We start from the raw sequence: 12,626 nt of genomic DNA on the forward strand, positions 1-12,626 counted from the left end.
AAGAGGGAAGGGTAATCATTATCCTTCCCTCTTCTTATTTATTATATTTTGTCTTATTCATTTACAACCTTAGTTTACTTATAATAATAGCTCACTTGCAATGTTAGTCTAGTTTTTAACGCCTGCTTAATGCTATTTTATGATTATTGAGTAATATTACCTAAGAATTATATTACCCATTAATAATCTTATAATAACAGTACGCTGCATTCTCCCTATTTTATACGAGTCCATCTATGCGTTCATCAGCTTTTAAACTACCGGAAAAACCAGTAATGCCGTATCTAATAAAGGCTGTTGTTTTTAAGCCTGTGCTCATGATTGGTCTGCTAGGGTTGAGTTGTGTCAGTTTTTACGCTCAAGCGGCTACCTTAGCTCCTGTGGCTACGAATGCCAATAGTCCAACGGCAGGTTTGCAGCTTATCAGCTTAAAAGGCGATGAGGTTGGCCCAGATAATGGTGCTGATGACTTGTCAGATATCGCTCCAATTGGTGATGAAAGTGATGATTGGATTGATGAGACCCGCGACATAACTGCGATTGATAACGGCGTTATAGCGCCAAACGATGCTGCTATAACGCCAGATAGTAATCCCTTAGTCGACGAATCGGACTATATCAACACTGATATTCCAGCTGAGGTCGCTACAGTCTCGCTCAATGCTATCTCGCCTGAAACCTTAAAGACCTTTGTCGCCGTAGTAGATTTGGTACGCCGCGAATATGTTGATTCTGTGAATGATGAAGAGTTGTTTAGCAACGCTATGAGTGGGATGCTAACCAAGCTGGATAGTCATGCTGAGTTTTTGGATGCCGAAGCTTATGAGAACTTGCGCGCCTTTACCGAAGGGGACGTGGGTGATATTGGGATAAAGGTAGTCTATCAACCAGCAGTTGGGTATTGGGTGATTACAGATGTGATCAATAATTCCCCAGCGGATAAAAAAGGCATTGCCGTTGGTGATTATTTGCACCAAATTGATGAATTTAAGCTCGATGAAGACAAGCAAAGTAATGATATTGAGCAACTACTCACTGGCATTGCTGGCACGCAAGTCGATGTCATCACCTCCAAAGCGGGACGCCGCAAACACACCACCACATTACAGCGTAATAACAACCATCCTCAAACCATCGAGACGCGGTTGGTTGATGGTATCGCCATTATTAAATTGCCTGCTTTTCAAAACACCAGCCGCGAGCAAATCTTACAAAGCTTGACCAGTTTGGATGCGCCCGTTAACGGTATATTGCTAGATTTACGGGACAATCCTGGTGGCGTACTGACCTCAGCGGTACAAGTAGCCAGCTTATTTATGGATGACACTACCGTGGTACAAATAAGAAGCCGCCAAAGTGAGTTACGTACCTTGATTACTCGCGGCACAGCGGTACTGAAACCTCTACCCGTTGTGATATTACAAAATCGCTATTCAGCCTCTGCAGCTGAAGTGCTTGCCAGCAGCTTGCAGACGCAACAGCGTGCCACCATCGTTGGTGAAGTCAGCTATGGTAAGGGTTCGGTACAATCGGTGATACCACTTAATGAGGAACAAGCGGTGAAGTTAACAGTCGCCCATTACCTAACTGCTACTGGTAAAAAAATAGATAAAATCGGTGTGCAGCCAGATGTTATCTTATCGGGTACTGAGCGCGAGTGGGAACAGCAAGCATTAGATTTATTACGTAAGCAAGTACATACTTCGGGACTTCGATTTGTGCAAAAAGACAGTAGCAATAATAGCCTAAGTAACGAAAAATAATAGACTAGGGAATAAACTTAAGTGTTGATATTAACTTTTAATTTTGGTGCTAATTGTCAGTGCTGCCTCTAGTAACACTTATTATCGAGTAGGTTAATCATTGGTAGCACTATTAATCTTCGTCAATTTCTAACTTTTTCATCCGGTAGCGTAAGGATCGAAAAGTGGTTCCTAATAATTCAGCCGCTTGAGTTTTATTCCAGCCAGTCTGTTTTAAAGCCATGATGATGAGCCGCTTTTCCTGTTCTTGTAAATAAACTTCTAAGCCTTTTTCTGGCAAATCAGCGCTATTAGTCTGCATTGATAGGGGTGGAGTGATTTCACCTTCAAGCTTATTTGATGCTTTGCTAACACCCGCGTCATCTTGAGTACTACTTGGACCAAAACTGGCAGTGCTGGAGGCTTGAATAGCAGAAGGATAAGGTTGATTATGGGTACGATAGGGGTGCAAATTAATAGCGGTGTGACCATTTGCTATTTGAGCACTAGACCGAATATTTTCGGATTTTGAAGTAGTGATAAGCGTGGCTTTTGCACTGTCAGTATTGTTATTAGCGGCAGTAGTATTGGTATTTAGAAGATCATTATTTAAAGGGTGAAAATCTAATAATTGAGGATTATTACCAGACTCGGGCAGCCCTAAATGATTCAGATCAATCGTTGTGGTTTCAGCCAAAGTTATCGCCCGCTCAAGTATATTGCGTAGCTCGCGAACATTACCGGCAAAGTCATGTTGCTGCAACCGTTGATAAGCATCATCAGTCAATTGTGATGGCGTGTCTAGCTGCCATTCCTCGGCAATCAATGCCAAAAAGTGCTGGGCCAAGGCTGGAATATCGTCATAACGTGCGTTAAGAGCAGGTAATTTAAGCTCAATGACGTTAATGCGGTAATATAAATCTTGTCGGAATGCACTGATTTGTACCAGCTGGTCTAAGTCTTTATGGGTCGCCGATAAAATACGAATGTCGACGGGCACCTCTTTAGTATCACCGATAGCCCGCACGTTTTTTTCTTGAATAGCGCGCAAAAGTTTTACCTGCATAGCTAACGGCAAGTCTGCTACTTCATCCAAGAATAATGTTCCGCCACTGGCTTGCTGGAATAGACCTTGCTTGTCCGCCACTGCCCCCGTAAAGCTGCCTTTTTTATGACCAAAAAATTCAGACTCCATTAGCTCCGAGGGTATTGCCCCGCAGTTGACCGGTACAAAACTGCCATCACGGCGCGGGCTTAAGTCATGAATCAATCTTGCGACTACTTCCTTACCTGTTCCTGATGCACCGGATAAAAACACTGGGGCTTGTGAGCGTGCTAATTTTAAAATAGTATTTTTGAGGGTATGCATCACGGTAGAGTCGCCAATTAGGCGGTGATCTAACAGCTGTTGCTCAGGTGTGTGCTCGTTTAGAGACGCAGCAGCATCATTATCTTGGCGAATCACTTTTAGCGCATTGTCAACTAATTGGCGTAGGCGTGGTAATTCAAGCGGCTTATTAACAAAATCAAAAGCGCCGAGCTTGAGTGCTTCAATGGCTAAATCCATACTGCCGTGTGCGGTAATGACCGCAATCGGTGTGCTAGAGCTGCCACTGATTTGTTTGACCAACTCCAACCCTGAACCATCAGGCAGATTTAAATCAGTTAAGCAAAAGTCATATTGATGGGTCTGCCAGTATGTTTGGGCTTGCGCTAATGTATAAGCGACGTCACTTTTTATTCCCATCTTGGTCAGAGTGATTTGCATCAGCCGACATAAATCCACTTCATCATCAACGACTAGCGCGGTTGCTGTCATACATAACCTCATGTTTTTTCAATTGGTACAATTCGCAAAAATGTTGTGTGCTTTCTTATGTTACAATACTAAATCTTTTGTTTTAAAACTAACTGTTCTGCTGCGATATTAAACTGTCACGCTCATAGGCCCGATGTTGTAAATAACTTACTGGCACTCTTTTTAACCAACGCAGTCCTTCTTAGCCCCTGCAGGATAAGAGGCGACTGGAACAATTAAGCGAAAGCAGGTTTTTTTATGGTCAGGTACATATAGTAAGCACGCATGATTGGCTTCACTAAAGGCCTGTGATAAATAAAGCCCTAAACCGGTACCAGCCTTGTTTGTCGTAAAAAATGGATTGAACAACTGATCTAAATTGGCCGCATCAATACCGGTACCAGCGTCCAAAATATCGATTATAACATCGTTCTGAGAACAATAAATCTCAATCTCAATATAGGCATGAGGGTGGGCGAGACTACTATACCGCAGACCATTGTTGATTAAATTGATTAAAATCTGTTCTAATTGATGGGTATCAAAGCGGATGATGGGCTGAGAGCGAATTTGTAAGAACACATCATGACCACGAAAGTAATTATCCAAAAACTGTGGCATCCAAGTCGCTAGCGCTAACAGTTGTTGGTTAGGTGATTGTTGTCGCGATAACTTCAATACGTCTTCAATTATGCGATTAACGCGTTTGGTTTGGGCAAATATCATTTCATATAATTCATGATTGCCTGCTAGGTCGTCATTATCAAGCACGGTAGTCGAGGTGCTATTAGTAGGATTTTGGCCATCGATATTGTCAGCAGCTTTGTCGAAAATATCTTCCATTAACAATTGACTGGCTTGTGATATGGCTGCCAGCGGGTTACGAATCTCATGCGCGATACTGGCCGTTAATTGCCCCAAAGACGCTAGTTTCAGCTGTTGTGCCGAGGCTTGCTCGCGGCGCAAGTCTTCTAGTAATACCAATTGGCTAGCGTCTTTTAGGGGAATGATTTGGATACGCAACTTATTTGTGACCGATGCATTGATTTTAGGTGGTAGCTTATAAATAAAACTACGCGACTGCCCAGCACTGACGGCTGAGCAGCTATCAAGTAATGAAGCATGCTGACTTTGTACTTGCTGTTGGAACGTTATTAATAGGTTGTTTGTCTGGTGAGCAGCAGGTTCGCGACACCGCTTAAATATAGTGTTGTACCAACTATCACCATTAAACTGGGCTTGAGTGCTCCGAGTGGGTGTTGCCAGCTCATTAGCGATGCCTAATAGTTGGTAGGTCGCAGCATTTGCTAAAACGATGTGTCCTTGATCAATGACCATTACCCCGTTTAGCATCTGACTGATGACTTCTTGGTTAATGGTATTGAGGCGCTCAACTTCTTGTGCATGCTTGGCTGCCATTTTTTCGACATGTACCAAGCGCTGAGAGACTGACCAGCTTAAAAATCCTACTGCCAAAAAGCTGACAGATATTAATAAGGCATCACCTAAATTAGTCAGGCTCATACTATTAGCAATGGCATAAAAAAACTGCTGATAGATAACAAAAATAATTGCTAATAAAGTAATAATGACGGCTTGAGAGCCATGCAATAGCATAAAGCTGGCGGCCACCACTACCATATAAAGCATGGTCAGCTGCAAATCTGGTGCGCCATTGGTATATAGCAGCAAGCTTAAAACAATAACATCAAGTGCAAGTCCAAATGCTAGCTGTCGCTGTCGCTGCTTGGTCACCACATAAAACAGTCCGAACAGGATGAGGCTTAGTAATAAATAAAAACTAAGCGCTGTTAACTGTAATAAAGTCGGCAACAGCAAATTGGCATCAGATTTTATAGTGGCATAGCTCATCAATATAAAAAATATACTGATAATCAGCCGATAGCTACTATAAATGAGCCCAAGACGGCGCAGCTGCACAGAAGGCAGCGTATCACCTTGATGTAAATAGTTCATCACAGTAGTAATAGCGGATGCGGCAGATTTCATAATATGACCAATAGTATGACCCAATCAGTCTAAGGCTGAATTAAACCATGACGAATGGCCATATGTGTCAACTTTACGTCACTATCGACGCCGACTTTTTCATAGATACGATAACGGTAGGTATTAATGGTTTTGACGCTGACAAATAATTGATCAGCAATTTGCTGCGGGCTTTGACAATTGACAACTAGCATGGCCACTTGTTTTTCGCGGTCACTGAGTAAGTCAAACGGCGAGCCGGCATTATCTGACAATAAAACACCTACCAATTGTTCGGCGACATCATGACTGAAATAACGGCCGCCTTGATGGAGCTTTTTGATAGCGCGTAACATCTCATCCAGAGGTGTGCCTTTAGTAATATAACCATTGGCCCCAGCTTTAAGTAGCATCGAGGGGTAAGGCTGGGTGGCCATACTACTGACGGCTAAAATTTTAATGCCCATATCCAGTTGTACTAAACGTTTGGTGGCTTCAAGTCCGCCAATGTTTGGCATATTGACATCTAACAACACCACATCAGGGCGCAGCTGTTTGGCAAGTTTAATTGCCATATCACCGCTGTCCGCTTCGCCTATCACTTCAATATCAGGGCTATCGGCTAACATACGACTGATACCCATCCGCACCAAATCGTGATCATCCACTACCAATACTCGAATCATAGTTATACTCTTAGCGATTGCTTGATTGTGATAAAATCATATTGATTTTACCTCATGCTGCGGAGTTAGTTTACAGTATGTAAGGAAACATTTGATTCACAATGCTTAATGACAATGTACTGAACCCTCTGCAAGCCACTACTTTTATACTAACTTGAATAGGATATTACGAAAACCGTCCTGTATTAGCGTAATGTTAACAGACGTTACTGATACCCAAGGCAAGTGTAGCAAATATTGACCGTATACAAAAAAAGACGATATGGGTAGTTTAGTAGATTAAACTTGAATGCAAACCATGATACACTAAAAGTACAAAGACTCTATAAGAGCACTTACAAACATACCCATATCTATACGATTGCCCGCAAACGCATCCATAATCGCTACATATGTTACTCGTGTCAAATTGTATAGCTAATTTATATAACTTTGCCGCGATAGCAATAGCCGGAGGAAGAATGAAACGTCTACCAGTAACCAAACAGCGATTAATTGCTGCCATGATTTCATTAAGTCTGGGCACTGCCGCCCAAGCCGCATTGACGATTAATGGTAATACTGAATCCAGTGCTCGCGTGAGTTGGGGTGGGGTTGATAGCCTATCTGAAGCTCGTAACATAATGTATAAATCCAATGGCTCTGCTATCAAAAAAATCGATAACGGTTATGGTTCTACAAAACTTACCAATGCTAATAGCTTTGGTAGCGGTAGTAACACTTATAATACGACCTATCGCGGCAGCTTTGGTAGCAGTGATATGATCCCAATTAGCACTGATTCGCGCAGTGTGGCGGTTATTGATGCTGAAACAGGTGAGTCTATCTATGAAAAAGACGCTAACATTGCGCGTCCTATGGCTAGCATTAGCAAGCTAATGACGGCTATGGTCGTTTTAGATGGCGGGCTTGATATGCGTGAAGAGCTTACGCTTGAGCCAGAGGATTTCATTGGCCCTAAACGTGCCAGCTCGCGCCTAAAATCAGGCGATCGTATGAATCGTGCTGAGATGTTATTGATGGCATTGATGAAATCAGAAAACCCTGCGGCAAAAAGTTTGTCCCGCAATTATCCAGGCGGCTATAGTGCTTTTATACGCGCAATGAACCGTAAAGCGAAAGACTTAGGCATGACCACCGCATTCTTTGGAGACCCAACCGGTCTCGATAAGCGTAATGTGGCCTCATCAAATGATTTAGTCAAAATGGTACGCGCTGCAGGTAACTATGACGTGATTCGCCGCTTCTCGACTACCAAGAGTTACGACTTTTTTGTAGCGAACTACTCAAGTGGCAATCGGGTTTACAAAGCCGGTAATACCAGCAGTCTAGTACGCTCAGGCGCCTATCCTATCGGTATCTCGAAAACAGGCTTTATCAATGAAGCCGGTCGTTGTGTGGTGATGGAAACTAGAGTGAATAATCGTCCTGCTATTATTGTGATTCTGGGGGCTAACAGCTCAGCAACACGTTGGGGCGATGCTAAAAATATTCTTAATAGCTTAGCGACGCGCCGTACGGTTTAATCGCTTTTAAATGCTATATAAGTTTGTACAAATATAAAGATAAAAAATATATAAATATGAAAAGGCCGTTATCTTATATAGCGGCCTTTTTTTGCCTTCGATATCTGTTTAAAGACTATAATTTTAAGGGGAAGCATATGATAATATCATCAACACACAAATCACCAAAGTCTAAACCGCCAACGCCAATGCTGTATTTACTCACTAACGATGATGAGTTTGAGCTGCTATATCGTAAGTTAGGGGCGGCATTGGCAACAGGAGTGATAGGTTTGTTACAAGTTCGGCGCAAAGAAGTACTGGCACAAGACGATGGCCAGCAGCAGCTTTATGCTGAGGCGCAGCAGATTGTGGCTTTAGCTCATAAATACGACACTGCGGTGGTGATTAATGATGATATTGACTTGGCCGTTAGGCTTGGGGTAGGGGTTCATCTGGGTCAGCAAGATGGCAATGTCAGTGCCGCCAAACAGCGACTGGCGCTCAATCAGATTATAGGTCGCACTTGTCATGGTGATATTGAGTTGGTCAAAGAAGCGCTAAATGACGGCGCAGATTATGCAGCGATGGGTGCAGTATTTGCGTCCACTACCAAACCCAATGCCGACACTATCACGCGTCAGCAGCTGATTGATGGCTGCCAACAAGAGATTGATATTTGTGTGATTGGTGGTTTAACTGCTGAAAATATCGATCAATTAGCTGACTTACCGCTGACTTATATTGCAGTAGTCGGTGATATTATGGACTTGCCAGTGGATAAAATAGCGGTGCGTTGTCAACAGTGGCAGCAGGCTCTAGATAAACAGTATGTTGTTTAATAATGCTGTTGGTTAACGATCTAAATCCTAATAATCAAAAAGCGCGCAAATTGCTGCGCGCTTAACTGGTAAATGGTTATAAAATAAGGGCTTATGTATTTACTCAGCATGTTCCATACATAAAGTCGCGTAAGGGACCGCTTCCAAACGTTGTTCTTGTATCTCTTTGCCGCATACTTCACATTCGCCATAAGTGCCGTTTTCAATATGGCTTAGCGCTTCTTGAACATAGATGAGACCTTGTTGTGCTTCTGCCGATAGGAGTTGGCGCGTATCGTTTTGACGAATAGAGATTGCTTGGTCTTCCCAATCTTTATTAAGCTCGTCTTGTGGGTTTTGAATATCATTTTTTATCTTATCAATACGGGTTTCATATTCTTCTTTAAGTGTTAATAGTTTTTGTTTGGCAGTATCTAAATCAATGCTCATTATTATCTCCTAATGGGTATGAGTTCTGGTATTTGTTATTGTTTACTGCTCCATAATAAAGGCCGCGCTGGCGTAGTACCACCACGAAATGTTACTGGGTTTTTAGCTTCGCTATAGTTGCTATTAATATAACTATCAATTAGCCGCTAAGTTTTGTCTGATTGACTGTCTAGAAAAGTTCGCCTTATGCTACACTCACGCCCTAAACCAACCAAACCTTTATGACCATATAAAAAATGTGCCGTTAATAACGGCATCGTTGATATTTAGTATTGTCCATAAATAACAGATTGTTATCTAAAATAGGAGCAAGTGATGAATTTTTTGCGTATGAGTGAGCTGGTTTTAGCTGAAAAAGTGGTATTGATTCGTGAAGACTTAAATGTACCCATTAAAGATGGCAAGGTGACAAGTGATGCCCGCCTGCAAGCGAGTCTACCAACTATAGAGATGGCGTTAGACAAAGGCGCTGCGGTCATTGTTTGCTCACATTTAGGCCGACCGACCGAAGGCAAGCCTGAAGCTCAGTATTCGCTGGCACCGGTTGCCGATTATCTAACTGATAAATTGAGCACGCAAATTAAGCAGCCAGTGACTCTTAATAGTGACTATTTGACTGAAGGCATCACCGTTCAAGCCGGCGAAGTAGTGTTGTTAGAAAATGTCCGCTTCAATCAAGGCGAAAAGAAAAATGATGCCGCCTTGGCTAAAATTTATGCTGGTTTGTGTGATGTGTTTGTGATGGATGCTTTTGGAACTGCCCATCGGGCGCAGGCCTCAACAGAAGGAGTCACTCAAGCTATGCGCCAAGCGGATAAAATAGTTTGTGCAGGGCCATTATTATCAGCAGAACTGGATGCGTTGACCCAAGCGTTAGAAACACCAGCCCAGCCAATGTTAGCCATTGTTGGCGGCTCCAAAGTCTCTACTAAGCTTGAAGTACTGCATAGCTTGGCTGAATTGTGCACGCAAATCATCGTGGGGGGCGGCATTGCTAATACCTTCTTAGCGGCACAAGGTCATAATGTTGGCGCGTCTCTATATGAGGCGGACTTGTTAGATACTGCCCGTGACATTATGAATAAAACTGAGATTTTATTACCTGAATATGTAGTCGTTGCTGATAAAAACGAGATTGATTTCGCGGACTTTATTGGCTCGCTGCAAAATGCTAAGGCCAGTGTTAAAGCCGTAGATTCAATTGCTAGCGATGATATGATATTGGACATCGCACCACAAAGTGCTAAAAAACTAGCAGAAGCGGTTGTTAAGGCTAAAACTATTTTGTGGAATGGCCCAGTTGGGGTGTTTGAAGTGGATGCCTTTGGCGCAGGTACTAAAATTCTAGCCAAAGCCGTACAAGATAGCTCAGGATTTTCAATTGCCGGTGGCGGTGATACTTTGGCAGCAATTGACAAATACGAAGTAGCAGATGGTGTTAGCTATATGTCAACAGGCGGCGGGGCATTCTTAGAGTTCGTCGAAGGCAAAACCTTACCAGCAGTAGCAGCACTACAAATGTAAGCTCAAGCCCAGTAACACTAGGGGTACAACGTCTGGCGAGTAATTGAGGTAGTCTAGCGGAGATAATAGCTAACGATTACTGTTTACTATTGAGCAGTTAATTGTGTGTTAATCTATTGAAAATTGTTATTGCATGTCTTAAATGCTGTCTATAAAATGACGCTACTATATATATTGACATGCATTATTTACTAGAGGTTCATTATGTTAAAACGTCATTTATTACTTGCTAGCGTTCTTGCTGGTGCTTTTGCAGTCACTGCATGTAGCCAACAAACTGAAGAACAAGCGGATGCAGGTAATGTTGAGTCGGCTGCTGAGTCAGCTGGTAATGATATTGCTGCTAATACTCGAGAAGCAACTACCGAAGCTGAGATTGCCGCTCAAAATTCTGGTGAAGATCTTGCTGATGGTGCTAGAACTGCTGGTGCTGTTGCTGCTGGCGCGGTTGTAAACACTGGTGAAGCAATTGCCGACGGCGCTAACACCGTTGTTGAAGGTACTGCTGACGCTGTTGCTAAAGGCGCAAGTTCTGTGGCTGACGGCGCCTCTGATGTCGCTGCTAATGCAAATGCTAAGCCAGATACTAATCTACAGGCTGACCCAGCTATTAAAGAAGCCGTTTCTGCAGACCAACAGTACTAATTTTATAGTACGGATACTTAGTAATATTAAGATTTAAAAGTATTAGGCTATAGAAAAACAAACCTTAACATTACTAAAAAATAAAATGTTAATTTTAAAAAAGCTTTGGTTATGACCAAGGCTTTTTTGCGTTTGTCTAACCAATCAACTTAAGCAACTAATTTGAGTGAATAATAAGAAAACGTGCCAGACAGATAAATACTGGCGTAACAGCTGCGAGAGGTTGACAATTTTTGCTATAATCGGCGCCTGACGACGGTTGTTAGAATAGTGCAGCAATACCCAGTAACCTTATCCAAAATCGTAACCATTTTTAAAACTCAATTAGAGAGTGTTTTATGGCCTTAATTTCCTTACGTCAACTTTTAGATCACGCCGCTGAGCACAGCTACGGTGTCCCTGCATTTAACGTGAACAATTTAGAGCAGATGCGAGCGATCATGATGGCGGCAGATAGCTGCAATTCACCGGTGATTGTACAAGCCAGTGCGGGCGCGCGCGGTTATGCTGGATCTGCTTTTTTGCGGCATTTGATCATTGCAGCTATTGAAGAATGGCCACATATCCCAGTAGTAATGCATCAAGATCATGGCATGTCACCAGCAGTCTGCCAGCGCTCAATCCAGCTTGGTTTTTCATCAGTAATGATGGACGGCTCGTTAGGGGAAGACGGCAAAACCCCAATGGATTATGATTATAATGCCAGCGTTACCCGTGAAGTGGTCAAGTTTTCCCATGCTTGCGGTGTTTCAGTAGAGGGCGAGATTGGTTGCTTAGGTAGCCTTGAGACAGGTATGGCCGGTGAAGAAGATGGTTCTGGAGCGGAAGGCGTGCTTGGTCATGAGCAGCTATTAACCAGTGCTGACGAAGCGGAGCAGTTTGTAAAAAATACTAACGTTGATGCCCTGGCGATTGCTATTGGTACCAGTCACGGTGCTTATAAGTTTACCCGTCCACCGACCGGTGATATTTTATCCATTGAGCGCGTAAAAGAGATTCATGCGCGCATTCCGAATACCCATTTGGTGATGCATGGTTCCTCATCAGTACCGCAAGAATGGTTAAAAGTCATCAACGAATATGGCGGTGATATTGGCGAAACTTACGGCGTGCCCGTTGAGCAAATCGTTGAAGCGATTAAGCACGGTGTACGTAAGGTCAATATCGATACGGATTTACGCCTAGCGTCAACCGGTGCGATTCGTCAGTATTTAGTGCACAATCCGAGCGATTTCGATCCGCGTAAATATTTCAAAGCCTCAATGGTTGCGATGTCAGATATTTGTACCAATCGTTTTGAAGCTTTTGGCTCAGCTGGTCAAGCAGATAAGATTCGGGCGATTAGTCTGGAAAGTATGGTTGATTTTTATCAGTAGATTTTTATTAATAACCAACTATTTATCAATAAATTGATATCAGTAAGCGGGCTTAATAGTTTATTTCACTAATGATGAAAGGTGGTAAGT

General features: G+C 42.8%; 10 protein-coding genes. 6 read left to right on the top strand and 4 right to left on the bottom strand.

Going from position 1 to position 12,626, the window contains the following annotated elements; translation table 11 throughout:
• Positions 1 to 236: 236 nt before the first annotated feature.
• Complete coding sequence (locus JMY06_RS01970) at positions 237 to 1,763, top strand: S41 family peptidase (protein WP_201615726.1); 1,527 nt, start codon at positions 237 to 239, stop codon at positions 1,761 to 1,763.
• Between the two features lie 112 nt (positions 1,764 to 1,875).
• Here JMY06_RS01970 and JMY06_RS01975 read toward each other — a convergent pair whose 3' ends face one another.
• The 3 genes from JMY06_RS01975 to JMY06_RS01985 form a co-directional block, all read right to left on the bottom strand.
• Entirely contained in the window at positions 1,876 to 3,561 is a 1,686-nt protein-coding gene (locus JMY06_RS01975) for a sigma-54-dependent transcriptional regulator (protein ID WP_201615727.1), read from the bottom strand.
• 162 nt (positions 3,562 to 3,723) lie between these two features.
• Entirely contained in the window at positions 3,724 to 5,550 is a 1,827-nt protein-coding gene (locus JMY06_RS01980; RefSeq protein WP_201615728.1) for a sensor histidine kinase, read from the bottom strand.
• Positions 5,551 to 5,579: 29 nt separating this feature from the next.
• A complete protein-coding gene (locus tag JMY06_RS01985; protein ID WP_201527886.1) occupies positions 5,580 to 6,215 on the bottom strand; it encodes a response regulator in 636 nt (211 codons plus the stop codon).
• Between the two features lie 461 nt (positions 6,216 to 6,676).
• Here JMY06_RS01985 and JMY06_RS01990 point away from each other — a divergent pair, with 461 nt between their 5' ends.
• Both JMY06_RS01990 and JMY06_RS01995 read left to right on the top strand, forming a co-directional pair.
• Positions 6,677 to 7,741 carry a serine hydrolase gene (locus tag JMY06_RS01990; RefSeq protein ID WP_201527887.1) on the top strand — a complete coding sequence of 355 codons (1,065 nt, stop codon included), beginning with the start codon at positions 6,677 to 6,679 and terminating at the stop codon, positions 7,739 to 7,741.
• 137 nt (positions 7,742 to 7,878) lie between these two features.
• Positions 7,879 to 8,562 (top strand): thiamine phosphate synthase, encoded by a 684-nt coding sequence (locus JMY06_RS01995; protein ID WP_201615729.1) that lies wholly within the window; start codon positions 7,879 to 7,881, stop codon positions 8,560 to 8,562.
• Between the two features lie 99 nt (positions 8,563 to 8,661).
• On the opposite strand, the gene JMY06_RS02000 is transcribed toward JMY06_RS01995, so the two are convergent.
• The gene (locus JMY06_RS02000) at positions 8,662 to 8,991 is read right to left on the bottom strand and encodes a TraR/DksA family transcriptional regulator (RefSeq protein ID WP_201527891.1); all 330 of its coding nucleotides are present in this window, start codon (positions 8,989 to 8,991) and stop codon (positions 8,662 to 8,664) included.
• 315 nt (positions 8,992 to 9,306) lie between these two features.
• Here JMY06_RS02000 and JMY06_RS02005 point away from each other — a divergent pair, with 315 nt between their 5' ends.
• The 3 genes from JMY06_RS02005 (at position 9,307) to fba (ending at position 12,536) form a co-directional block, all read left to right on the top strand.
• The gene (locus JMY06_RS02005) at positions 9,307 to 10,515 is read left to right on the top strand and encodes a phosphoglycerate kinase (protein WP_201615730.1); all 1,209 of its coding nucleotides are present in this window, start codon (positions 9,307 to 9,309) and stop codon (positions 10,513 to 10,515) included.
• A gap of 204 nt (positions 10,516 to 10,719) precedes the next feature.
• Entirely contained in the window at positions 10,720 to 11,160 is a 441-nt protein-coding gene (locus JMY06_RS02010) for a hypothetical protein (protein ID WP_201615731.1), read from the top strand.
• A 338-nt stretch (positions 11,161 to 11,498) separates the two neighbouring features.
• A complete protein-coding gene (gene fba, locus JMY06_RS02015) occupies positions 11,499 to 12,536 on the top strand; it encodes a class II fructose-bisphosphate aldolase (protein WP_201615732.1) in 1,038 nt (345 codons plus the stop codon).
• Positions 12,537 to 12,626 lie beyond the last annotated feature (90 nt).

Origin of the sequence: Psychrobacter urativorans (genome assembly GCF_904846675.1) — a bacterium.
Lineage (GTDB): Bacteria > Pseudomonadota > Gammaproteobacteria > Pseudomonadales > Moraxellaceae > Psychrobacter > Psychrobacter urativorans_B.